This window comes from Desulfitobacterium elongatum (assembly GCF_055378975.1).
This window is the reverse complement of record NZ_AP038772.1, coordinates 770261-794898: the sequence shown is the minus strand read 5'-3', so window position 1 is coordinate 794898 and position 24638 is coordinate 770261. Positions and strand designations below refer to the sequence as shown.

General features: G+C 46.0%; 26 protein-coding genes and 1 other annotated feature. Of the genes, 8 read left to right on the top strand and 18 right to left on the bottom strand.

Annotated elements, in window-relative coordinates; genetic code table 11:
* Positions 1-129: 129 nt before the first annotated feature.
* From ACZ42W_RS03600 to ACZ42W_RS03590, 3 genes are read right to left on the bottom strand one after another with little or no spacing between them, the layout of a single operon-like run.
* A complete protein-coding gene (locus ACZ42W_RS03600) occupies positions 130-942 on the bottom strand; it encodes a dimethyl sulfoxide reductase anchor subunit family protein (protein ID WP_464168586.1) in 813 nt (270 codons plus the stop codon).
* Positions 943-953: 11 nt separating this feature from the next.
* Positions 954-1517 (bottom strand): 4Fe-4S dicluster domain-containing protein, encoded by a 564-nt coding sequence (locus tag ACZ42W_RS03595; protein ID WP_464168584.1) that lies wholly within the window; start codon positions 1515-1517, stop codon positions 954-956.
* A 13-nt stretch (positions 1518-1530) separates the two neighbouring features.
* On the bottom strand, positions 1531-3936 hold the full coding sequence (locus tag ACZ42W_RS03590; protein WP_464168582.1) for a molybdopterin-dependent oxidoreductase: 2406 nt from the start codon (positions 3934-3936) through the stop codon (positions 1531-1533).
* Positions 3937-4307: 371 nt separating this feature from the next.
* Between ACZ42W_RS03590 and ACZ42W_RS03585 the strand changes: the two genes are divergently transcribed.
* Positions 4308-4577 (top strand): hypothetical protein, encoded by a 270-nt coding sequence (locus tag ACZ42W_RS03585; RefSeq protein WP_464168580.1) that lies wholly within the window; start codon positions 4308-4310, stop codon positions 4575-4577.
* A gap of 107 nt (positions 4578-4684) precedes the next feature.
* Here the strand turns inward: ACZ42W_RS03585 and leuS are convergent, their stop codons facing one another.
* The 15 genes from leuS to ACZ42W_RS03510 form a co-directional block, all read right to left on the bottom strand.
* On the bottom strand, positions 4685-7225 hold the full coding sequence (leuS, locus tag ACZ42W_RS03580) for a leucine--tRNA ligase (RefSeq protein WP_464168578.1): 2541 nt from the start codon (positions 7223-7225) through the stop codon (positions 4685-4687).
* Between the two features lie 56 nt (positions 7226-7281).
* Positions 7282-7480: a binding site (T-box leader), on the bottom strand.
* Between the two features lie 94 nt (positions 7481-7574).
* A complete protein-coding gene (rsfS, locus tag ACZ42W_RS03575) occupies positions 7575-7922 on the bottom strand; it encodes a ribosome silencing factor (RefSeq protein WP_464168577.1) in 348 nt (115 codons plus the stop codon).
* Complete coding sequence (gene yqeK / locus ACZ42W_RS03570) at positions 7909-8487, bottom strand: bis(5'-nucleosyl)-tetraphosphatase (symmetrical) YqeK (RefSeq protein ID WP_464170850.1); 579 nt, start codon at positions 8485-8487, stop codon at positions 7909-7911. The genes rsfS and yqeK overlap by 14 nt, the downstream gene beginning before the upstream one ends.
* 104 nt (positions 8488-8591) lie before the next feature.
* Positions 8592-8843, bottom strand: a complete 252-nt coding sequence (locus ACZ42W_RS03565; RefSeq protein WP_464168575.1) for an RNA recognition motif domain-containing protein — start codon at positions 8841-8843, stop codon at positions 8592-8594.
* 193 nt (positions 8844-9036) lie between these two features.
* Positions 9037-9663 carry a nicotinate-nucleotide adenylyltransferase gene (gene nadD / locus ACZ42W_RS03560; protein WP_464168573.1) on the bottom strand — a complete coding sequence of 209 codons (627 nt, stop codon included), beginning with the start codon at positions 9661-9663 and terminating at the stop codon, positions 9037-9039.
* Positions 9664-9901: 238 nt separating this feature from the next.
* Complete coding sequence (gene yhbY / locus ACZ42W_RS03555; RefSeq protein ID WP_464168571.1) at positions 9902-10195, bottom strand: ribosome assembly RNA-binding protein YhbY; 294 nt, start codon at positions 10193-10195, stop codon at positions 9902-9904.
* Between the two features lie 180 nt (positions 10196-10375).
* Positions 10376-11575 (bottom strand): ABC transporter permease, encoded by a 1200-nt coding sequence (locus ACZ42W_RS03550; RefSeq protein ID WP_464168569.1) that lies wholly within the window; start codon positions 11573-11575, stop codon positions 10376-10378.
* Entirely contained in the window at positions 11572-12795 is a 1224-nt protein-coding gene (locus ACZ42W_RS03545) for an efflux RND transporter periplasmic adaptor subunit (protein WP_464168567.1), read from the bottom strand. The genes ACZ42W_RS03550 and ACZ42W_RS03545 overlap by 4 nt, the downstream gene beginning before the upstream one ends.
* Before the next feature lie 22 nt (positions 12796-12817).
* Positions 12818-14092 (bottom strand): GTPase ObgE, encoded by a 1275-nt coding sequence (gene obgE, locus ACZ42W_RS03540; protein ID WP_464168565.1) that lies wholly within the window; start codon positions 14090-14092, stop codon positions 12818-12820.
* Between the two features lie 30 nt (positions 14093-14122).
* Positions 14123-14644, bottom strand: a complete 522-nt coding sequence (locus ACZ42W_RS03535) for a Spo0B domain-containing protein (protein ID WP_464168563.1) — start codon at positions 14642-14644, stop codon at positions 14123-14125.
* A 57-nt stretch (positions 14645-14701) separates the two neighbouring features.
* The gene (locus ACZ42W_RS03530) at positions 14702-14983 is read right to left on the bottom strand and encodes a hypothetical protein (protein WP_464168561.1); all 282 of its coding nucleotides are present in this window, start codon (positions 14981-14983) and stop codon (positions 14702-14704) included.
* A 546-nt stretch (positions 14984-15529) separates the two neighbouring features.
* Positions 15530-15829, bottom strand: a complete 300-nt coding sequence (rpmA, locus tag ACZ42W_RS03525) for a 50S ribosomal protein L27 (RefSeq protein WP_464168560.1) — start codon at positions 15827-15829, stop codon at positions 15530-15532.
* A complete protein-coding gene (locus ACZ42W_RS03520) occupies positions 15823-16182 on the bottom strand; it encodes a ribosomal-processing cysteine protease Prp (protein WP_464168559.1) in 360 nt (119 codons plus the stop codon). Before ACZ42W_RS03520 ends, rpmA begins: the two co-directional genes overlap by 7 nt.
* Position 16183: 1 nt before the next feature.
* A complete protein-coding gene (gene rplU, locus ACZ42W_RS03515; RefSeq protein ID WP_464168557.1) occupies positions 16184-16495 on the bottom strand; it encodes a 50S ribosomal protein L21 in 312 nt (103 codons plus the stop codon).
* Between the two features lie 191 nt (positions 16496-16686).
* Entirely contained in the window at positions 16687-16872 is a 186-nt protein-coding gene (locus ACZ42W_RS03510) for a hypothetical protein (RefSeq protein WP_464168555.1), read from the bottom strand.
* Positions 16873-17116: 244 nt separating this feature from the next.
* On the opposite strand from ACZ42W_RS03510, the gene ACZ42W_RS03505 reads away from it, so the two are divergent.
* The 7 genes from ACZ42W_RS03505 (at position 17117) to ACZ42W_RS03475 (ending at position 24621) form a co-directional block, all read left to right on the top strand.
* Complete coding sequence (locus ACZ42W_RS03505; protein ID WP_464168554.1) at positions 17117-18448, top strand: phenylacetate--CoA ligase family protein; 1332 nt, start codon at positions 17117-17119, stop codon at positions 18446-18448.
* Positions 18449-18496: 48 nt separating this feature from the next.
* The gene (locus tag ACZ42W_RS03500; protein WP_464168552.1) at positions 18497-19819 is read left to right on the top strand and encodes a phenylacetate--CoA ligase family protein; all 1323 of its coding nucleotides are present in this window, start codon (positions 18497-18499) and stop codon (positions 19817-19819) included.
* 11 nt (positions 19820-19830) lie between these two features.
* Positions 19831-20586, top strand: a complete 756-nt coding sequence (locus ACZ42W_RS03495; RefSeq protein WP_464168551.1) for an amidohydrolase family protein — start codon at positions 19831-19833, stop codon at positions 20584-20586.
* A 202-nt stretch (positions 20587-20788) separates the two neighbouring features.
* Entirely contained in the window at positions 20789-21847 is a 1059-nt protein-coding gene (locus ACZ42W_RS03490) for an ABC transporter substrate-binding protein (RefSeq protein ID WP_464168549.1), read from the top strand.
* A gap of 98 nt (positions 21848-21945) precedes the next feature.
* Positions 21946-23004, top strand: a complete 1059-nt coding sequence (locus ACZ42W_RS03485; RefSeq protein WP_464168547.1) for an ABC transporter substrate-binding protein — start codon at positions 21946-21948, stop codon at positions 23002-23004.
* A 35-nt stretch (positions 23005-23039) separates the two neighbouring features.
* Positions 23040-23810, top strand: coding sequence for an ABC transporter ATP-binding protein (locus tag ACZ42W_RS03480; RefSeq protein WP_464168545.1), 771 nt, complete (start codon positions 23040-23042; stop codon positions 23808-23810).
* A gap of 16 nt (positions 23811-23826) precedes the next feature.
* A complete protein-coding gene (locus tag ACZ42W_RS03475; RefSeq protein WP_464168543.1) occupies positions 23827-24621 on the top strand; it encodes an ABC transporter permease in 795 nt (264 codons plus the stop codon).
* The last annotated feature ends 17 nt before the right edge of the window (positions 24622-24638 follow it).

Genomic DNA, 24638 nt, shown 5'->3' with positions numbered 1-24638 from the left:
TATAGGTTCTACATGTCATCATAAGTGAAGTGAAGAATCTCAAGTAAACATTCTTCACTCGTTAAGAATTTCAATGTCCCTGAAAGATTTCCTAAAGGGTTCTCCTTTCTTATAGGGACGCTCCTTTACTTATAGATGCACTCCTTGCATAAAGAAGATTAAACGGGAAAAAATCTCGCCGATCACCACGCAAGCCAAAAAGGACCAAGCTGCACTCTTAATTTTCATTTTATCACGCCAAGCCAAATAAGCAATTGCAGCCGGTACGAAGAGACCAATTCCCCACCGCACAACATCCATTCCGACAGTTGACGGCAGAGTGACATACATGGCATCGAATTTCAGATGCACTACAAAGGCCACCGAAACGATAATCTGCATGAGTACTACGGCTAAAGCAAAGGAAGCCATCCTGCTTCCTGCTGTTTTCTCTCCTTGTTGGGAACTGAGAAAGTAAACAAAGGCTACTCCCAGTAAGAGCGCGCTGCCAAAATAATAGACGATGGTCACCCCGCTACTCCAAGCTGGGAAACCGGCAGCTCTCACATAAACTAAGGAACAGACGAGGAGAAGTCCGCAAGAAAGGAAAGCTCCTACTGCATAAAGAGTCTTCGGTATATTTTGGCCCTTGAAAGCCATAACAACTGCAATAAGTAAAGTAACGCCCAAAGCAATGGACCAAAGACCCTCTTGAGCAATCATGGAACCTGGGTTGCGGAAAGCGTTCAAGAAACGGAAGGGTTTCCCCAAATGACTGGCAGAGGCCAGCATCGCTACCCCCCAACACAGCAAGAGCAAAAGCATAACCAGACGTGTTGTTTTCTGGCTCCCCTTTTCCGAGGGTAACCCATTAAACTGCCAAAGTCCATAGCAGAGAAATGTACCTGTACAAAAGCCAATCAACAGCGTAAAAACTACCAAGGAAAGATTTATTTCTGCCATGTCTACACCTCCTAAATATAGTAAACGGAAGGAACCGTACCTAAGTGTGGTAATAGCGGCTGTGCATGTTTTGCTGCAATTAGACGGGATATTTCGCTATTTGGATCACTGATTAAGCCGAATGAACGGGCTTCTGCCGGACACGCTTCCACACAATAGGGTTTTTCACCCTTTGCTAAGCGCTCATTGCAAAAGGTACATTTGGCCATCACGTTTTTCTCAGTGTCCAATTTAGGGGCATTATAGCCACAAACCCAGACACAATATTGACAGCCGATGCAGACCTCCTGATTTACAGAGACAATACCATTTTCATCTTTGTGCATAGCCCCTGTGGGACAATTTTTGGTACAAGCAGGTTCGGCACAATGATTACATATGCGCGGCCGAAAAGCCAATACTGGATTAGGAAATTTCCCTTTGGGCTGATACATTACTTTGCTCCCCATGGTTTCCACACTACTCCAATAGGCCTTTCCCGGAACCTGGTGGTTGATTTTACAACATACGACGCAGGTTTGGCAGCCAATACATCGCGTCGTATCGATGACCATCCCATATTGTTTTGCTGACATCGCTCACGCCTCCTTACGCTTTCTTTATTTCGACCAGTACGTCATAAAACGCAGAGTTCGTCTGGCTGATAAATTCTTCCACAGGATTAGGGGTATAATGGGTTAGAGTTTGCTGATTGCCTTCAATAAATTGTTCTGGGGTCCAGCCGTTAGCGATGGCCGTGATTCCAGGTGCAATTCCTTCCGTAACAAAAGCCTTCAGAACGCAGTGCCCCCGATCATTGTAGACCTTGACCTTATCACCGTGAGCAATCCCTCTGGCATTGGCATCCACCGAATTAATTTGAACCTCCGGTTCAGAAGAAACAATGCGTAGGGCCGGATAAAGCATATGTTGGGTATGAACATTCATACGGTCGTGATAATTGATACAAACCAGGGGATATCTCTTACCCAATTCGCCTTGGGGGTCCTCCAGCATTCGAGTGTAGGTAGGAACTTCCTGCCCGAATTTCTTCAGTTTTTCTGTATAAAACTCAAATTTCCCGGTGGGAGTCTTATACTTTTGATCCTTAAACGCATAGACCGGATTGAAAATTCCATCCGATCGGGCGAAAATCCCTTCTCTCACCCATGTATCCCAATTAAACGCTGCAAAGGCCGGGTGTTTTGATGTCATAAAGGTCCGAACCCATTCCTCATCAGTTTTATTCCAGAGATGGCCTAGCCCAATCCGTCTCGCCACCTCTGAACAGATTTCACAATCCGATTTGCTTTCACCCATGGTTGCGATGGCCGGCTGATCGAGCATGACCCAAGGGGATCGCACCAGGATATCCCAAACCTCCCAGTGGGTTTTCCCCGGCAGGACCAAATCAGCATGCTTAGTCGTCCATGTCCAGTAGGGGTCCACATTGACGATAAAAGGCACTTTTGGCAAAATATCTTTAATAACACGGTTGGCATCAGGGGACTGATTGACAAAGTTAGAAACCCCAATCCAGAGGAATTTCACTTCTTCTTTTTCGATCATACTATAAAGTTGGGAGCTCTTTTTCTCTATAAAAGCTGCACCACCTGTATTGGACCATTCAGCAAAATTAAAGTCGGGCACAGTTACACCTGGAATGGGATTAATGGACGAGGTACCACCCATATGGGAAGCTCCACCACCAGAAACACCAATATATCCAGCAACAGCGGCCAAGGTGGCTACCGTACGGAAAGGTGAAAATGAGTTATAAACTCTTTGCATCCCTTGGCCCATTCGGATACCCGCTGGTTTCATGGTTGCATATTCGCAGGCCAGTTGCTCCACCACTTTTTCTTCCAGCCCACAGATTCCTGCCGTTACTGAAATGGTATATTTAGAGGCTTCCTTAGCCAAATCCACAAAGGAAGGATGGCAGGTGACTCCATCTGCATCCACATATTCACCGGTTAGAGCGGGGTCGGCACCCACCGTTCCCGCCGGAACGATGCTCTTTGTCTTTTCATCCCAAACCGCATAAGCGCCGTTCAAACGTAAATATTGACCATCCTCGTTTCGCACCAGGAAAGGCGCACAACTATTGGCTTTCAACCATGCCTTGTCATGCAAATCTCTAGAAATCATATAGTTCATCATCCCTAGAGCCAAGGCTGGATCTGTCTGGGGACGGATAGGAATCCATTGGTCGGCAACCGCTGAATTGCTGCTTTGACGGGGGTCGATTACGACTACCTTAGCCCCGTTTTCTCTGGCTTTGATGATGTAGCGCAATTCACTGGTATGGGTGTCTGCTAAATTGCGGCCCCAAATTATGACCAGCTTGGAATTCATATAGTCCCGGGTATCGTGTCCACCACGTTCCTGCCCGAAGACCAGCCTCATACCCATACTGGCACCATGGTCCCCCATCAGGCCTTCAGTAACGTACGTAGTCCCTCCGAAAGTTGCCCCAAGACGCGTCGTAGATTCCCAGGCTAGTTTCGCAAGATTCCCGGACATAGTAAAGAAGGACGCAGCATGTGCTCCATACTTTTCTTTCGTCTCGGTAAGTTTAGTAACTATGAGGTCATAGGCCTCATCCCAAGTGATTCTTTCGAATTTCCCTTCCCCGCGCTCCCCCACTCGTTTCATAGGATAGAGCACCCGCTGGGTAGGATCTTGCAAGCGCTGTGCATAACTCATGGAACGCAGACAGGCATTGGGATAATCGTCCCGTCCAGGCAAAAGTCCTGGAGTAACGGCAACGATCCGGCCTCCTTTGATGTGTCCTTTGAGATGACAGCGCGAAGTACAGTTCACCGTACAGCAGCTGTGGATATACTTGACAGGTTCATCTTCTTCCGAGGCAATTGCTGACTGCCCTTTAGCGCCCAAAGCGCCGGGCAGACCCAAAGAGCTGGTGACTGTGATTGCACCTACTCCTTTGAGGAATGTACGACGGGTGACTTTAGCATCAATTAAGCTTATTGTTTTTGAAAACTTTTTCATTTTTTTCCTCCTTCCATTTTGTAGAATTTTTCATAACTTACATTGCAATAGTATCATTTAATCTTTGTTCTCTTCTGCACAATATTGGGCTTAATAATAGATTAATGTATCAAAATTATTGAGAAAAGATTTGTCGATTTCTTGGATTCTGTTAGAATTATTAATTCTTACCCCCTTAAACTTTTTTCTACTCTCGTAATATATAACTAAGGCTTCTTTTCTTAACACCTGAAATTACATAAAGGAATCCTCGCATTCTGTGGAGTTCGGATCGGAGTTCGGAATCCGCGCTCGCATAGCATACCTTCACTCGAGAGCTTGAACGATAGAGAAGTACAGAGACAGAGTACAGACTGGGGAGATGGGATAAAGTGTCAGATGGCAATAACAAAGATACATACAGTGGAGCTTGGCATGAATTAGCTAACGCACTCAATCAGAACAAGGTTGACTCTTTCTTTGATGAATCCTTCAAGGAAATAAAGGATCTCTATGATCAAGTCGGCCGTCCCAATGGATACCGCGAAGAAGATTTATGGGAGTGGGCAAAAGAAGAGCTTTTTTGCGCTCGTAAACGTTCTCTACATAAACAAGAAGGTGTCATTCGAGCCTTAGAAGAAAGTATGAATCGAAAACTGTGATGTAGGTGACCCCAAATTCTAGTCGTTTAAAGCGAAAAGGTTAAGCCCCATTTGCATGGGGCTTAACCTTTTTTGTCGTTCAAATTTCTTTATTTATTATTTTTGCCTTATTTCACAACTACATTAACCAGCTTCCCTGGAACTGTAATCACTTTAACGATTTCTTTGCCTTGCGTCCATTCTGCTAATTTTGGTAGATTACGGACTTGGGTTTCAAGCTCCTGTGCCGAGATCTGTGCTGGCACCTGGATCCTCTCACGAACTTTTCCGTTCACCTGAAGGACGACAGTGACTTCGTCCTGGACGAGCGCAGCTTCATCCACTTGGGGCCAAGCTTGGCTGTGGACGCTCTCTTCGTGACCAAGCTCACTCCAAAGTTCTTCAGTAATATGAGGTGCGTATGGGGCGAGAAGAATGATGATGCTTTCGAGAGCTTCTCGAGCGACCTCTACATTCGAATTAGGTTGCTCCTTATAGAGATAGAGGGCATTGACGAGCTCCATAATTGCACTGACCCCAGTATTAAAGTTATAGCGCACTCCAACGTCTGCGGTGACTCTTTGGATAGCCAGGTGGGTCTGACGACGCATCTCTTTAGCGGCAGTATCAAGGTCACCGAACTTTAAGTTCTTTACACTTATAGAAGCACCTGAGACTGTATCGCATAATTTAGCGTTACCTGCAACTCCAGTAGAGTCTGCTTTCAGGCTATCCTCATATTGTGCGACCAAGCGCCATACACGGTTCAGGAAACGATAACAGCCTTCTACTCCTTGATCATTCCACTCGAGATCACGCTCTGGTGGGGCGGCGAAGAGGATAAAGAGACGGGCTGTGTCTGCACCATACTTTGAAATAATCTCTTCTGGACTTACGATGTTCCCCTTGGATTTAGACATCTTCGAGCCATCTAAGCAAACCATACCTTGAGTAAGCAGATTCTCAAACGGCTCATCCACTTTGAGATAACCAAAATCACGAAGTGCCTTCGTAAAGAAGCGAGAATAAAGCAAGTGAAGAATCGCGTGTTCGACTCCCCCCACATACTGATCAACATTCATCCATTGATCAGCCGCTTCCTTAGAGAAAGGCAGTGTATTGTTTTTCGGATCGGTATAGCGAAGGTAATACCAGGAGGAGCACATGAAGGTGTCCATAGTATCCGTCTCGCGACGCGCTTTTCCCCCACAGGTTGGGCAGGTCGTTTCAGCGAAGCTCTCAGATGTCGTGAGGGGATTCTCCCCGGCTTTAAAGACAACATCTGCAGGAAGTAGAACGGGAAGCTGGTCCTGAGGAACGGGTACGATTCCGCAATGCTCACAATACACCATCGGGATCGGGGTACCCCAATAACGCTGACGCGAAATGAGCCAGTCACGCAAACGGAAATTTACTTTCGGCTGGCCAAAGCTCTCTTGCTCCGCCTTATCAGACATCTTCTCCCAAGCTTCCATATTTTTAAGTCCATCATACTCACCGGAGTTTACCATTATTCCATCTTCAGTAAAGGCGGCCTTGAGAGGGAGGTCTTTATCAGCCAGCGGAGTTCCCTCCGGAACGATGACCGTCTTGATAGGAAGCTCATATTTCGAAGCAAACTCAAAATCTCGCTCATCATGAGCTGGTACACCCATAACCGCTCCGGTACCATATTCAAGAAGGACATAGTTCGCGATCCAGATCGGCACTCTCTTCCCGCTATAAGGGTTAAGACAATACGCTCCAGTGAATAAGCCCTCTTTTTCCGTTTCCGTAGAAGTCCGAGCAATCTCATTAAGGCCCTTCATCTTGTTGATAAAGGCTTGAACATCCTGCTCGTACTCTGTTCCCGCAATGAGTCCTTGAACAAGCGGATGCTCTGGAGCTAATACCACATAGCTGACTCCGAAGATCGTATCGACTCGAGTGGTATAGACCCGAATTTTTTCCGCTCGATTTTCTAAGGAAAACTCAACTTCCGTTCCTTCTGAACGGCCAATCCAGTTCTTCTGCATCGTTTTTACTTTTTCCGGCCACCCTTTAAGCTTCTCTAGATCATCAAGAAGAACTTGAGCATAGTCTGTGATTTTGAAAAACCACTGTGATAGATCTTTTTTGGTAACGAGTGAATCACATCGTTCGCAAGCACCATCGACAACCTGCTCATTGGCCAGTACCGTAGCACAGGAAGGGCACCAGTTTACAGCGGCTTTCTTCTTATAAACCAAGCCGTGCTTATAGAATTCTAAGAACATCCATTGGGTGAACTTATAGTAATCTGGATGACAGGTGGTCACTTCCCGATCCCAATCATAGGAGATCCCCATCTCTTGAAGCTGACGCTTCATATTGGCGATATTCTTCCAAGTCCACTCGGCTGGAGGGGTTTGATTCTTAATCGCTGCATTCTCAGCGGGCAAGCCGAACGAATCCCAGCCAATCGGATGGAGGACATTAAAGCCTTGCATCCGCTTAAAACGTGCGATGACATCAACGATGGAATAGTTCCGAACATGGCCCATATGAAGGTTCCCTGAAGGATAGGGGAACATGGCTAAAGCATAGTACTTCGGCTTATCGGATTGATCTAAGGCCTGATAGTCCTTCCCTTCCACCCATTTCTTTTGCCACTTTGGTTCGATCTCAGAAAATAAATATTTCTCTTGCATGGAAAACCGTTCCTCCTTAAATGGTTTAAGCAATAAAATAGAAAACTCCCGTCCCACAAAGGGACGAGAGTATACTCCCGCGGTACCACCCAATTTCAATAGCACTTGTAGCGATTTTAACGGTTCGCACCGGTACTCATTGTGACTTGAGTACAGCTCCAGGGTGAGTTCTCTAAAACCCTCATAGCAACTTTCACCAACCGTTGCCTCTCTTCGATGAGTGACTTTGATACTGCTCCCGTTCATCGCCTTATATGAGTCAAAATATATTCTATAATAGTCCAGTTTTCAGGATCTTGTCAAGAATTAGACACAATTTGGTCAACAACAAGGCATCCATCCCCTAGTTTTAGGAAGCACTAAACGTAACAACCTTGGCATCTCCCCATAAACGCTCGAGATTATAGAATTCTCGTTGATCAGGTGTCATAACATGAATCACAAGATCCCCGCAATCCACAAGAACCCATTTGGCTTCTTGCAGCCCTTCTATTCTCAAAACGGGCATGCCTAAGTCCGGTAGCTTTTCGCTCAAATTGTCAGTGATAGCCTTAACTTGAGTCGTAGAATTCCCTGTAACGATGAGGAAATAATCCGTGACCATGGAAATTCCTATTAGATTGAGAAGGGTAACATCCCGTCCCTTTTTCTCTTCCACGACATTAACAGCCTCTTGTAATTGTTTATCCGTTAGCAAATTTTTGCCTCCTTTTAAGATCGTCATAGGTAAGCTGGGTAAGCGGATGAATCATTTGCTTACTCAGCTTTAAATACTCTAGGGTATGTTCAACGCATAAGAGCGTTCCTATCTCTAGATTATCATACAAGGATTGACGTAATTTGTCCACTTTTGGAAAAACACGGTTTGGTTCAGTGAGGTCAGCACTATAGATTAACAGCTCTAACCTGCCCATACCTGGTGCTCCGAGCGTATGATGAGCTATAGCAGCCAAAATCTCTGAATCAGTAAACCCATATTCATGTATTAACCAATACGCCGCGAGTGGACCATGTAATACATAAGGAGCCTCTTCATCTTCCGGGTAATTGAGTAGCCTCCATTCTCTAGCCATCTCTAACTGCTGTTTTAAAGGAACTTCTTTCTTGAGATCATGAAGGTACCCAGCGATCTGTGCCTTTTCTTTATCTACACCGTGACGCACTGCAAGTTCCCTGGCCCATTCAACCACCCCGAGGGTATGCCGAAATCGTTTTTCTGATTGAGAGCTCAGTGTTAGATTGTGAGCTTCTTGAATATTCAACATAATAACCGCCTTTTACCGAATACACCAAACTATATTTTAAAGAATAACGAGAAGACCCTTCTCGCCTAATCGGCCAAAGAGGGTCTTCTGGGAACTTCCTTTTACATCTGTTGTTTGGGTCGAGCCTCGTTAACGGTTAAAGGACGTCCGCCGAAATCCTTGCCATTAAGGTCCATGGCCATGCGTTCTGCTTCGTCATCTTCAACTTCAACGAAGCCAAAACCTCTTGATCGACCTGTCTCACGGTCCGTAATGATCCGGCTGCTTATAACCTGACCATATTGACCAAAGAAGGAATTGAGATCCTCAGACGTGGTGTTCCAGGGTAAATTTCCGACATAAAGGGTTGCCATTTGCTGTCACCTCTTACTTAGTGGATTCGATTTTAGTATAGTCAAAAGCTAAAGAAGTATACAAGACATAGTTCGGCTTTTTCTTATCATTTCATTAACTTTTGATTTTACTTTTTATACATGTTCTTAAAGAAATGCTGATGTAGATCCCCCCCTATCGCGAGGCCTTCCTGGAAAGAATATGTTACAACCGTTAAAGGTACAGTCCTTCCTTCTCAATATAAAGACGAACTGACTCCGGCAAAAGATACCGGATGGATTGACCTTTCTTCACGCGTGAACGAATATCGGTCGATGAAATCGCTAACGCAGGTACTTCCAAGAGGTGCATACGCTTGAAATACTCTGGATGTTCTGCTTTAAGTTCTAACAGAAAATCCTCTGCATCAAATCCAGGCCGAGAAGCCCCTATGAAGTGACAAAGTTCTAAAATATGTTCAGCATCTTTCCACGTAAAAATTTCCCGAAAGGCATCAGACCCAGTGATGAAGTATAGCTCATCCTCAGGGTGAAGTTTTTGTAAATCCCGAAGAGTATCCACGGTATATGAGTATCCAATACGTTCTATCTCCATCCGAGATACCAGGAAGGAAGAGTTATCCTCTGTCGCAAGCTGCACCATCTGAAAACGAAGCTCTTGATTAGTCATCTCACGCCCCACCTTGTGAGGGGGACTTCCTGTCGGGATAAAAATCACCTTATCTAGTTTAAACTCGTTACGGGCCATTTCCGCGGCGACTAAATGCCCATAATGAAGGGGGTCAAAAGTACCGCCCATGATTCCTATTCGCTTTGCTACTATATTAGAGTGTATGGTCATTGACTTCCTCATTTATGATTTTTTCACCTGAGATCCTAGGAAAGGCAAAACACTTAAAACCATTTACAAAATGTATAAGTAGTACCCTTCCAATAATTATAGCATCTATTTTCAACCAAATCTATCCAAAGTATGTCCACTCAAAAACTCTAAAAACTCATCAAAAGCAAAAGGACTAGGCCATTCTTATTAAAATGGTTTAGTCCTTAGCACTTATCTCCTTTGGACTATTCACCGATTAGTCCGGTAAAATAATCAGAGGCTTCTTTTTCGATTCGCGATAGAGCAAGAAATTCCGTCCAATAACTTGAACGAGCTCGGACTGTGTACGATCGGCGAGCTCCTGGGCGGCTCCTTTCGTATCCTCAAGGCTATTCGGAAGAACTCTCCCCTTAATCAATTCACGCGCCTCTAAAGTCTCATCAGCTTGTGCGATGACGGGCTCAGTTACTCCACCTTTACCTACTTGCAAGATTGGATCCATTTCATTCCCCATAGCGCGGAGAAAACGTTTTTGTTTTCCAGTTAGCACTGCAATCCTCCTAACATTCTCAATAATCTAGTCCGGCTTTAGCTGGACGAGTTCGTCTTTGTGCGAACGTCTTATATGACTTTTTTAGTCCATACGATTCACGGTCTTATTCAGATTCATAAAATCTGACTTGGTAACTATACCTGAGCTTTTTACGGAATACAAGAGTGGCATGGATAATTACTCATACCTTAACGCGGCTATCGGCTCAAGCTTTGCAGCCTGCCACGCAGGATAATATCCGAAGAATAATCCCACAGCAATAGAGAAACTCACAGCTAAAGCGATCGCCCATCCTGAGAGAAGGGGAGGCCACTTTAATAAATGGGCGGTCAGAAGGGCACTTCCAGAGCCTACTGCGATACCTATCAGGCCCCCAATCAGCGAGATCACGATTGCTTCTAACAGGAACTGGGTTAAGATATCTCGTTTCCTAGCCCCAAGTGCCTTACGTAGGCCAATTTCCCGAGTGCGTTCGGTCACACTGACGAGCATGATATTCATTATCCCAATTCCACCCACCAAAAGGGAAATCCCAGCAACTAGCCCGATGATACTCGTTAAGATCTTGGTTATTTGATTGGCTGTCTTTACAAGTTGTTGTACATTAAAAACTTCAAAACTATCCGTCGTCGCATGACGCTGGTTCAATATTCGCTTGGCAGAAGCAATCGTTCCCTCGATATCTCCTTCGTTTGAAGTTGAACCTTCGATCTGATCGACCCGTCGGGAGCCATAGATATCCGCCCACGCACCCCAGGGCATATAAGCATAGGAACTTTGTGGGCCCACATTAAATTGGGCAAAGGCCGACTCATCTTTCGCTAGAACGCCAATCACCCGACAGGGGACATTATGGACAATTACCTGCTGTCCGAGTGGGTTTCCTGCTCCAAAGAGTTGATCAGCTAAGTTCTGATCGATAACGATAAGCCGTCGATCCGCTGTGAATTCCTCTTCTGTGAAAAAACGTCCCTTCGAGGTTTCTCTTCGTCGAAGCTCTGCAAATCCACTGGTGGTTCCCACAACCATAGAGGAGACCCGCCGTTGATTCACTTCAAGATCCCCATATTCAAGACTTGTTGGAACGAGATCCTTTACTTGAGGGAGTGCCCGCTTTAGGCTTTCCACATCTTGCTGGGTTAGGCGAGTCCCTTCTTCCTGCCCCCCTTGTCCTGTCGATTTAGGATAGAGGATAAAGAGATTGACACCCGTTTTCTCCATCTCTTGCATTATGGCCGCTTTTCCACCCATTCCGATGGTTACGACAGCTATTACTGCGGCAATCCCGATAATTATTCCGAGCATGGTCAGTCCCGCCCGGAGTTTATTTGCTTTTAAGCTAAGAAGCGCTCCTCGTAATCCCTCAAGCCAGTTCATGGTGTGCCACTTCCCATGTCCACTTGGACCGACATGCCGGGAGTGAGTTGGTTTGTGGGATTTAAGACCACCAAATCCCCGGCCTGCAAGCCCGAGATAATCTCTTGCATAGTTTCGTTAACTATCCCGATGGAGATTTCTGTTTTCTCTAGCTTTAGATTCACCACACGAAACACATAATTTTTTCCGCTTTCTTGAAAGAGAGCTTCCTGGGGAATTGCGAGGACTCCTTCTTTTGAAGCGGTGAGAATCTTCAAGCTCACAGTGAATCCTGGCTTCAATTCCTTGGGGATATTATCAAGATTTATCCCTATAGCAACCGAAGGCGGAGTATTTCCTTGAACGCTCACCTTGCTTACCGCTTGTGGAGCAATTTCAGCTACTGTCCCAGAGATTGTCACTTCCCCAACCGCTTTGCTTGAGATGTTGGCCTTTTGCCCGACCTGAACTTTTCCTGCATCCACTTCGTTGAGTTGCGCCTCAATTCGAAGGCTACTCAGATCAGCGATGACAACTAAGGGTACCTGTACTGAGGCCATATTCCCTTCCTGAGCATTGATTTCAAGCACAGTCCCTTTCAAGTTCGAGGTATAGTTATTTTGGTCACGCTGGACTTTTGCGATCTTAAGTCCTTCCTGAGCTTGTTTTAACATAGCTTGTGCTTGTGAGACAGAGGCTTCCGCTTGCTTCAAAGCCGCAGCTGCTTGACCACTTCCGGAACCCTCTGCTACATTCCCTGATGACCCAGCTTGACCATTCATAGGAATATCAATGGTATTTCCTTGAGGACTTCCTTGGAGCATTGAGGTCGAACCCGTCGAGGCGATCCCCATTTTTTGTGTATTCTTCATGGCCTCAAGATTCGCCTGGGCGGCAGATACGTTTGATTGGGCTGTATTCACACTGGCTTGAGCCTGAGCAACTTGAGCATCGGCTAGAGTGGTATCCATCTGTACTAGAGTTTGTCCTACATTCACTGTATCCCCGACTTTGATTAAGACCTTTGTCACTTTACTCGGGGCGACCACTCTAATTTCCTGCTTAGCTAAGGGGGTGATGGTACCCGTGGTATACACTTCTTGATGGATTGCCGAAGGAGACGCTATCGCTACTCGAACCTTCACTCCCTCCGACCCCTTACCTAAAGTCCACCAAACACCAAGAGCCACTGCAGACGTCAGTACAAGAGCACTGATACCCCAGATGATGCGTTTACTCACGCTCGAAGCCCCCTTTAACCCTTTACTCCTGCCACTCGAATTCGAGGCCTGCGATTTGGACTTTATCCCCTTCTTTAATTCCTTCGGCACGTAGGGCAGCATCTATTCCCATGACTTTCAGGATATTTTGGAAACGATAAAGTCCTTCCTCACTATCAAACAAAGTCATCTTAACATGCTTCTCAATCTCTTTACCCGTAATAACGAAAATGCCTTCTTCCCGTGTCAGTTCAAAACGGTTGGGCGATTCAGCCTGAGTTACTTTATGCTGCTCTTCTTGTCGTACGAAAATCTCAGGTGTCGGAGCTTCTGGTAAGACTTGGGCTATCGCATAGACAAGTTCTTTAAGTCCTTCCCCAGTTGCAGCTGAGACAGGAAATATTTTGTATTCTTCACCCAGTGCTTCTTTCACGTGATCAAGATTGTCGCCAGCACCCGGAATATCCATTTTATTTGCCACGATAAGCATCGGCCTACTTGCCAACTCTTGACTGTATTGACGTAACTCCTCCTGGATAATTCGAAAATCCTCCAAAGGATCCCGTTCTTCTGAACCTGAAACATCAAGGACATGAAGAATGAGACGTGTTCTCTCCGTATGCCGCAGAAAATCATGTCCTAAGCCAGCACCCGTATGTGCTCCTTCAATAAGTCCTGGAATGTCAGCCATGACAAAGCTTTCTCCATCCTCGAGTTCAACCACGCCAAGGTTCGGCACCAAGGTCGTAAAGTGGTAATCCGCGATTTTTGGCTTTGCCGCAGAGACCTGAGAAATAATCGTCGACTTCCCAACATTGGGGAAGCCAACAAGCCCGACATCGGCGAGAAGCTTAAGTTCAAGGACCAGATAACGTTCTTCACCGGGTTCCCCATTTTCAGCTAAGGTCGGAGCCTTATTGGTATTGCTCATAAAGCGCGCATTACCACGACCACCCCTGCCCCCTTTGGCGACAACAACTTTTTGACCATGCTCAATAAGGTCAGCCAGTATCTCTCCTGTATCCGCATCTTTGACTACAGTTCCCACAGGAATGCGTACGGAGAGATCTTCTCCACCTTTCCCATGCATGTTTTTTCCCATCCCATGCTCACCGCGGTCCGCTTTATAATGCCGTTTATAGCGAAAATCAACTAAGGTGCGTAAGCCTTCATCAGCGATAAATATGACGTTGGCACCCCGGCCTCCATCTCCACCGCTCGGTCCCCCTTCTGGGACATACTTTTCACGGCGAAATGCCACTGCTCCCGATCCACCGTCTCCACCTTTAACATAAATCTTTGCCTGATCGTAAAACATGTAAAATCCCCTTTTATTTATGTAACTAACTTATCGATTTAACTCTAAGTGATTTTCCCAAACCATCCGTTCTCCATCTTCAAGCTTAATATGACACAAAAAAGGCTCTTGACCTTTAAGTTGAAGGAGGACATAAGGTTCTTTCAATCCTTTTCTTTGCTCAAACAAATCTGTCAAGCTTTCTTTAGTGTACCCGTATATGGCTTGTCCATATTCTTTTTGCCAAAATTCTTCCCAAAAATTCTCATCCTTCATCGCAGGATCCATTTCCACTTCTACTGAGATCTCTTCTTTACGGAGAGCGATAATAAAATTTAGTAAAATTGCTGCGACAATCTCCTGAGGAATCTGACCGATGATTTGTTCAGCTTCTAAGCCGTTGATCCCTTCTCTCATATAGCTCAGGGCTTTATCTGCTTTGCCGAGCTGAAGGTAGCCCATGATGACTTGCCAGTGATTCAGGAAGTCATGGCGCTGTAGGCGGTAGTGGGAGAGCTGGTCCTTTAGTAGGAGCTGCTCGAGGGACGGCTTATCGTGCATTTGGTCGGGCATTGACTTCACACCTTCCTTTACAAGAAGATAGATTGATTTAAGCACGTATTTCGGGCTTTATTTTATTTTATATTGAAGTGTTTCTCCAGGATTTTGTTTTACATCGTTTACTCTGTAAGCTGCGCGGACCAATCTAACGCTCAAGTACTTCGCTCCGACGGGTCCCCGGCTGAATCGCCATCCATGGCTTTTAGCCGGTTGGAAACGTCCGTGTTTCCAACCCGTCTCCGCTGCGTACTTTTCGCGAAGATTGGTACCCGCTCGCTTAGAAGGCGTTCCCTCCAGTAAAACAAAATCCTTGGGTTGTTTCTTAGGATTTTTCTTTGGTATGTATCTCAAGTCGCGACTTGCTTGGGCTTAATTTTCTGTGAAGTATCTACATTGTTCTTTAAGAATTTTAGTATCCACGACTCAAGCCGTTTCTACTAATCCTTGCTCAAGTCGTGCTACGAAGCTTTACCCCAGTTTCAAAAGAGCTTTGACTATACCTTCCTGCGAAGTGAGTTACGAATACAGAACGCGAGGTTTCTTCGCGAGCAGCCCCCGAACTTGGGCTAAACTGCTCCCCATATAGCGGGGCGAGTAACATGGACGTTACTCGCCGCCTACTAAGCAGGAGCGATTTAGGCGGGAACCCCGCAGCATGCATTAGCAGTTTCGCCCATAGTTCGGTCTGCGAGCGTAATTCCGAGCGTCTGTATCGTAACTCGACTTGCAAGAGCTCCAATATCTTACATAGCCCAACTTACAAGATAATTATATATTCTTTAAAATTCAAGCTATTGAAACCTTATCAGGAAGAACAAAAACGGTCGGCGAAACTCTGCTCTTAATACACAGAAAACCCCTGGGAATTCCCCAGGGGTGCGACTTCTGAGATCCAAATTAAGCTTGAGCAGCAACCTGGCGCTCAGGATAAATGCTAACTTGTTTACGGTTGCGATCCTTGCGCTCGAACTTGACAAAGCCATCAATCGTAGCGAAGAGTGTGTCATCCTTACCGAGTCCACAGTTCTTCCCAGCGTGGAACTTAGTTCCGCGTTGACGAACGATAATGTTTCCAGCAAGAACGAATTGACCATCACCACGCTTAACACCTAAGCGTTGTGCATTACTGTCACGACCATTTCGGGAGCTACCTACCCCTTTTTTATGGGCGAACAGTTGCAGGTTCATTTTTAACATGGAGTCCACCTCCTCCGAGTGATTTTTACGTATTTCTCACCATAGCTTTGTTGAATTGCTTCAACTCCTAAAGCCATAGTTCGTAAGATCCATTGGGCTTGCTCCAGAGTCCGAGGCTCCAGTTCAGGGAGAGAACAGCTTAAAAACCCTTTTGGGTCTATCACTTCGACCTCCGGTTTTACTGGTAGGAAATATTCCAAGCCATTGACTGCTGAGATACTAAGCGCGGATACGGCGGCACAGACGATGTCCTGTCCGAACTCGGCATATCCCGCATGCCCATTAAGTTCAAACTTGTGAATCCGCTGGCTTTCATCAAGCCAAAGATTCAAGGTAATGCCTTGATGTTTCATCTTAAGCTTGGATCGCCTCGACCACTACTTTTGTGTAGGGTTGACGATGTCCTTGCTTTTTGCGGTAGTTCTTTTTGGACTTGAACTTGAAGACAATAATCTTCTCGCCTTTACCATGCTCTACCACTTTAAGAACGGTTTTAGCTCCGTCGACAACTGGAGCACCGACTTTAACAACACCGTCTTTTTCTACTAAAAGAACTTTGTCGATAGTTACGGAATCTCCAACATTTGCGTCAAGCTTTTCTACGTAGAGGACATTGCCTTCTTCTACACGGAATTGCTTGCCACCTGTTTCAATCACTGCGTACATACATTACACCTCCCATAGCCTAGACTCGCCTTGGCAGGCCGGTTTAGCTTTTAAACTCAACAAAAAGTTTTAAAAACAAAATCCAGTTAAAGTGCCTGGTTCGCGCGGTTGCGGTGAGAAGTCACCACATTTAGTTATTTTAGCATCTATTGGTCTAAGCTGTCAATTTAACTCAAAAATTTTTTTTACTTTTAAAGGTCGTATAACCGAAGCGAAAGTACATTCAATGCCCGAGCCATCCTATCGACATATTTTTCAGCCTCTTCAAAGGTTGCAAAATGCCCAAGAGGCTGTTCATAAAAAAGATCCACCCAGGCTAGGAACCCTTTATCTACAGGAGAAATGAACCAGCGCTCTTCATACTGGCTGAAAATCAATACACTATTCTCAACTATTTCCTCAAACGATGAGTAACCATATTCACTGGCAAATTTATTCGCCTAAGCGTTTTGGTAGCTGTTTTCTTTTCCCTAACTTCTATATAGCTTTACCTATTAACCAATTACTGAGGTCTGGAATAGATTGTTAGGGAAGCAAAATTAAATTTTTAGCTAGCCCAAAAATCTCCTATCTCCGAATAGCCCTTTTTTAGTAAATCTTCAATATAGGGAGTGAACTGTAATGGCCTCGCGTTTTGAAAAGCACATCCAGGAAGCATCCTTCCCGCCCTTCGTTGCCCGCACCTTTTCCAAAGCAATAACTCCTGATCAAATGTCTGGTTCTCGGATTGAAGCCTACCAGGAAGAAGCAATCAAGGAAGTAATCAGTCGTGCCTATGAAAATTCCCCCTTTTACCACGATAAGTATACTCAAGCTGGGGTTAAGCCTCAAGACATAACCTGTTTAAAGGACTTAGAAAAGGTCCCCTTTACAACGAAAGAAGATTTGCGTCAAGACCCTTGGTTTCGCTTAGCCTGCGATAAAAAGGAAATCAGTCTCATTCATGTTTCTTCCGGAACGACAGGAGGGAAAGAAATCTACACACCCCACACCTGGAAGGAATATTATCTCAACCACTCAATTATCTACCCCAGACTCACTCCAGTCAAACGAGAAGATATCGGTTTTGTCGCCCTGCCCTATGAGATGAGTCAGTCAGGACTTAATTTCCATAATATGTTTATCATGGGACATCAAGCTACCTCTGTCCCGGTTGGCAAAGGGGGAGCTTACTCTACTCCAGAAAAAACAATCAAGATGATGAAAAACCTGAAGCCTTCCTTTATCGCGACTTCCCCCTCCTATGCTGTAACCCTCGCCGAAGCAGCGGAAGAGGCCTCCTTCGACTTAACTAGTCTTCCCTTAAAAAGAATGTTTGTCGCTGGAGAAGGATGTTCTTCTGCTTTCCGTAAGCGACTCGAAAGAATGTGGGGAACCACGGTTAACTTTCATTATGGCGCTACAGAATGCGGTTTCATCGGGAGAGAATGTGATCATCATGACGGCCTGCATATTACTGCAGCCCATGTCCTCGTGGAAATCGTTGATCCCGAGACAGGAAAAATCCTAGATCCAGGGGAAATCGGAGAGGTCATTGTGAGTTGCCTCCTACGCTTTGACACCCCCCTTATCCGCTACCGGACACAAGATCTAGGATACCTCGATCCAAAGTCATGCAAATGCGGAGTTTCTTTACAACGTCTCCACCTCTTAGGACGTGCGAAGGACCATATCATTCTCAAGGGGAAACCCTACTCGCCCTATGCCTTAGAAGAGTTTCTCATGACACTACCGGAAGTCGGGAATTGGTATCAATTCATTGTTCAGCCTGGAGATAATGAGCTACTCACAATCCATGTGGAACCTGCAGCCGGCATACAACCATCCCCTGAGTTATCCCTAAAATGTGCCAATCAGCTCCAAGCTTTGATTGGGGTACCCTGTGAGGTGCAATTCGTTGAGAAGATGGATCGCCCAAAGATAAAAGTCCAAAGAGTGGTATACACGAATTAATCGCGCCAATCCCCCTATCAATACAAAGTAAATGGAGTGAAAAGGAAAATGGAATATCGCTTTAAAAATCATCTACGCAACTATGCTCAAGAGCCCCTCCTTAAGCGCTACAACAACCTAACCGAGGAGGAAGCTTCTCTGGAAAAGCTCATGGAGTTTCAAAAAGAGGCGTTACAGGCTAATGTTAACCATGCTTATAAAAACCCTTTCTATTATGAAAAGATGAAGCAGGCTGGGGTTAAGCCCCAAGACATAAAAAGTCTAGCCGATCTTGCCAAGCTCCCCTTTACTACAAAGGACGAACTCCGCGGGAAGCCCTGGCAACTCCTTGCCACCAAGAAAAAAGATATTAGTTTAGTTAACGTCTCAACAGGGACAACCGGCGGTGAAGAAACCTATATGATGAATAGCTGGAGGGATCTCTATCTTAACGAGTTTTCCGCTGGTTACCCACACCTGCTTAAACTTTTCCCTGGAGACATTTGTATTAATGCCCTTCCCTATGAAATGAGTTCCTCAGGGCTTTCCTTTCACAAAGTATTCATGGAAGTTTCCGGTGTAACCGTTGTTCCGGTCGGTAAAGGCGGAGCGTACTCTTATCCTAAGAAAATCATTCAAGTCATGAAGGATTTGCAACCGACCGTCTTAATGACGACACCTTCCTATTCTATCACCCTTGCCGAAGCTGCCGCAGAGATGAATTTTGATCTGCACAGTCTAAAGCTGAAAAAGGTCTGGCTGACAGGTGAAGGCTGTTCCCCCGCTTTCCGCGAACGAGTGGAAAAGATCTGGGGAACCATCGCTAATTTTTACTATGGCTCCCTCGAGGCTATGGGACTAGGCATCGAGTGTGATTCCCACGCGGGTTACCATATCCCCATGGGGCACGTCATCCTAGAAATCATTGACCCCAAGACAGGAGAAGTCTTAGAGCCCGGGGAGATTGGTGAGGTAGTAGCAACTCCGTTGTTACGCTTCGATACTCCCTTGCTTCGTTATCGAACTCAAGATTTAGGCTATATAGACCCTAGCCCCTGTGATTGCGGTATGACCTTCCCCCGATTCTTCATGCGGGGACGTACCGTCGACCAGATTACAATCCAGGGAATCGGTTTTTCTCCCTTCTATCTTGAGGAGTTTCTCATGAGATTACCTGAGGTGGGGAACTGGTACCAATTCGTTGTTCAACCCGGTGATAATGATCGTTTAAAAATCCGTGCCGAACTCGCCCCCGGAGTGGAGCCAACTCCAGAATTAGCCGACAAGCTTGCTAGCAAAATGGAATATGGTTTAGGAATTCCTTGCGAATTTGAATTCATAAGTAAGCTCCAGCGACCGGGAGCAAAAACAATCCGCGTCGTTCGGGAATAGGAGGAAGCTTCATGATTATCGATGCCCATGCCCATCTGTCCGATTCCACATACGGGAATCTCAAGCTCTATCTCGAACAGCTCAAGGAAGCAGGAGTTGACCGTGGCATCTGCGTACCTGGAGGTACACTCGATGTTCGTAAGATGACTGACTATGTTACAGGGAAATCCAAACCTGAAACCCTAATCCCGAATAACGAGTATGTCGCACAAGGGTGCCTTAGTCATCCTGACTTACTCGTGGGAATGATGAACCTAGACCCTCACGAGGAAAATGCTGTAGGTAAATTAGAAAAGGGCTTCAAAAGCGGTTTCAGGGGCCTAAAGCTTTCCCCAATGACTCATCAGTTTTCTTTCTCAAGCAAAGCTGTTGCTGAACTTGCTGCCACTTGTGGTCTGCATAGTTTCCCCGTGTATTCCCATGTGGTCTTTAGCCCAGGCTCAAGCACCACGAAGTATATTGCTTTAGCAAAGCAATTTCCCAAGACAAACTTCATCCTCGGTCACATGGGCTTTGGTCCTGCTGACCGAGAAGGACTTGAGGCCGCAATGGAACTCGATAACTTTTTCCTAGAAACCTCCAGTGGGAGCTTCCTGCATATCAAGGAAGCAGTCGCCAAAGCAGGCCCAAAAAAGGTCATCTTCGGATCAGAATTTCCCCTTTCCCATCCAAAGGTCGAACTCACGAAAATCCTCCTTCTTAAGTTAAGTGACGCAGACCGCGATCGAGTCCTCGGTGGCAATATTAAGGAACTGCTTCACCTATAAACATCCCATGCGACTTTCTCCCAAAAAGTCTTATAAAGGAACCCACAGACGTAGCTACTCCAATAGCGTAGCTTTTCGCACCGGACTAAAGCCCGATTTTTGTAAAGACAATCGCACTTGTTGCCCGAAGATACGGATGCGCGAAAAGCTACGCGACCTCAACTTATAATAACTTCTAAGAGTGAAAGGAGCCAGCCCACCCATGCCACAAAGACTTTTGAAGTTCATTACCTTCACCCTATTGCTCCTTTCCCTAACAATCGGAACGGTAGGCTGTAGCTCCCAAGGCTCACCAAGCCCTGCAGGAGCTCCCAATCCAGCAGCGCTCGATAAGATAACTTTCAACCTTCAAATGCTACCGGAAGACCCTGCCTATTTTGTTGCTCTAGAAAAGGGCTTCTGGAAAGAGCAAAATCTAGATGTCAAAATCATCCGAGGCTATGGCTCAGGGGATACGGTAACGAAGATTGCTGCGAAAAAGGCGGACTTCGGAATTGCCGATGTAGGCAGCCTTATCCTAGCCCGAGCCAAGGAAGATGTCCAAGTGAAAGCCGTTGCTAACTTCAAGGAAACTTATCCCGGAATTATTATTTACAATGATGCCCTGGGGATTAAGACACCTAAAGATCTTGAAGGAAAATCCATCATTGGTTCAGCCAGTTCCTCGGTCGTTCTCTTTTTTCCAGCCTTTGCGAAAGCTACCGGGATTGACCCGAACAAGGTGAAGTGGCAGTTCATGGATTCGACGCTCCAATTTGTGTCCTTTACTCAAGGGCAAGCGGATGCACTCGCAACAACGTATAAGCATATCCCTCGGGTAGAAAAACTCACCGGAAAACCAGCTCATTTCTTCTCCTTCAAAGATGATGGTCAGTTAAATCGTTATGGAGAGTCCATCATCGTACACGAAGATACCTTGAAGGAGAATCCTGAGCTTGTACGGCGATTTGTAGCCGGATTCCTGAAAGGACTTCAATATAGCTTGGAACATCCCTCCGAAGTTGGGCTAATTATGAAGAAATATGTTCCAGAGACCGACCCCGAAATTGCTGTCAAGATGTGGGAGTCAGAATTGAAGAATGGGGTGATTACCGGAGAAGAAGGCCGAAGTAAAGGTCTCGGTTCGATGTCAGACCAACGCATGGTACAGACCATCAAATTCGTCTTAGATGCTTACGAGATCCAAAAGGAACTTTCCCCGGATGAGATTTACACCACGGAATTTCTGCCCAAAGAGCCTATCTTCCCGACTAAGAAATAGCACAACCTTTAGGCCTAAGCATGGAGATTCACGCCCAAAGGTATAACTGTACGAAAAGCTACGCCCAAGACTAAATTCAGAACGAGAGGAGTTGCCCCATGCTAAAAAAAGCCCTAAAGTTCATCACCTTCACACTATTAATCCTTTCCCTAATAATCGGAACGATAGGCTGTAGCTCCCAAGGCTCACCAAGCCCTGTAGGAACTCCCAATCCAGCAACCCTCGATAAAGTAACTTTCAACCTTCAGTGGCTACCGGAAGACCCCGCCTATTGGGTAGCCCTGGAAAAGGGTTTCTGGAAAGAGCAAAATCTAGATGTCAACATCATCCGAGGCTATGGCTCAGGAGATACAGTCACGAAGATTGCTACGAAAAAGGCAGACTTCGGGATTGCAGATGTTGGTAGCCTCATCCTGGCCCGGGCCAAAGAGGATGTCCAAGTGAAAGCCGTTGCTAACTTTAAAGAATCTTATCCTGGAATTGTGATTTACAACGATTCATTAGGGATTAAGACGCCTAAAGATCTTGAAGGGAAATCCATCATTGGTTCAGCGAGTTCCTCGATCGTTCTCTTTTTTCCTGCCTTTGCTAAAGCTACAGGGATCGATCCAAACAAGGTGAAGTGGCAACTCCTTGATCCAACGCTTCACTATTCGGCCTTTGCTCAAGGGCAAGCGGATACCCTCACAACAATGTATAAGTATATCCCCCGAGTAGAAAAACTCATCGGAAAGCCGGCTCAGTTCTTCTCCTATAAAGATGATGGTCATTTAAATCGCTATGGAGAGTCCATCATCGTACACGAAGATACCATGAAGGAGAATCCAGAGCTTGTACGCCGATTTGTCGCTGGGTTCCTGAAAGGACTTCAATATAGCTTGGAACACCCCTCCGAGGTAGGAGTAATCATGAAGAAGTATGTTCCGGAGACTGATCCAGATCTTTCAGTCAAGATGTGGGAGGCAGAATTAAAATATCAAGTGATTACTGGGGAGGAAGCCCAAGCCAAAGGACTAGGTTCGATGTCAGATCAACGGATGGCACAAACCATCAAATACGTTATAGATGCTTATGAACTCCAAAAAGAGCTTTCTCCAGAAACAATTTACACCACAGAATTCCTGCCTAAAGAGCCCCTCTATCCGCCTAAGAAATAGCACAGAAAGAAATGAATGAAAAAGGGGGGAAGGTATTGACTGCGTTGCTTTCCTTAATCGATGTCGATAAAAACTACTGGTTTGCCCCTGGCGAGGGCATGACAGCACTAGAGGGGATTAATCTGGAAGTAAAAAATAGAGAATTTGTTGCGATTGTCGGACCTAGTGGATGTGGCAAGACAACCCTGCTTAAGCTCATATCCGGGTTGATTGAACCGTCGAAAGGATGCATTTTGGTCGATGGCATACCCCTCCAAAAAAACCACCGACATCTCTTGGGCATGGTGTTCCAACAACCCGCTTTACTACCCTGGCGCAAAGTACTCGATAATGTGCTTTTACCCAGTGAGATTCGAGGGCAAAATCTGTCTCAGACCCGACCTTTAGCCATCGAACTACTCGAGATGGTCGGACTGAAGGACTTCATCCATCGCAAACCACAGGAGCTTTCCTATGGGATGCAGCAACGTGTTTCGATCTGCCGTGCGCTCATCTCGGAACCTAAAATATTGCTCATGGATGAGCCCTTCGCCTCACTCGATGCCATCACCCGCTTTGAACTCACCCGACTGTTACTGGATATCTGGAGCGTGAAACAAACGACCGTACTCTTTGTGACGCATAACATTCAAGAAGCCGTATTTCTCGCCGATCGGATTATCGTGATGACGCCAAGGCCAGGAAAGATTGCCTCCATTATCGAGGTCCCTCTGCCCCGCCCCAGAAAGGAAGAACAGCTCTATGAACAGGACTTCAGCACCTGTGCCAAAACGGTGCACGGACTCCTTGGCTCTAACGCACTGTGAAAGGAGGGCATAGTCGATGAAGAGTCGCTGGAAACGGCTTTACAATAATGAATGGGTCATGACCCTTCTGAGCTTTGGGGTCGTGATCCTCCTTTGGGAGGCCTTAGTTCATTTTTTCAAAGTGCAGCAATGGCTATTACCTGCCCCAAGCGCCATTCTTGCTGAGATGCTTAAATCCTCCGGGTATCTCTGGATGCATACCCTCGTGACTCTACGGGAGGTTCTGATTGGCTTCGTTCTGGCCTTTGGGGTAGGCATTCTACTCGGAGTGATTATCGCCTATTCCCCCGTACTCGAAAAGACCCTCTATAAACTCCTCGTTGCGACCCAGTCCATCCCCAAAGTCGCCATTGCACCTCTCCTCGTGATTTGGCTCGGTCTGGGGCAATTAACCAAGGTCACAATGGTTTTTCTCATGTGCTTTTTTCCAATTATGGTCGGTATGGTCTCAGGACTGCAATCCACTCACCGAGAGTTACTCGAGCTTTCCGATGTGCTTGGAGCGAAATGGTACCAAGCTTTCCTAAAAATCCGCTTTCCTGCCTCCCTTCCCTACCTGTTTAACGGATTACGCGTCTCCGTAAGTATGGCTGTTATTGGTGCCGTAATTAGTGAATTTGTCAATGCGGATAAGGGTCTTGGTTATTCCCTGTTAATAACAACCTCTCAAATGAATGGACCCCTTGCTTTTTCCGTGGTTACCATCCTAGCTGCACTTGGAATTGGCCTTTTCTCGCTTGTGGCGTGGCTAGAAAAGCGAATTTGTCCCTGGGCCAAAACATCACAGTCTAGCAGCCGGGCCGAAGGTTAATCACATCCTCCGATTCA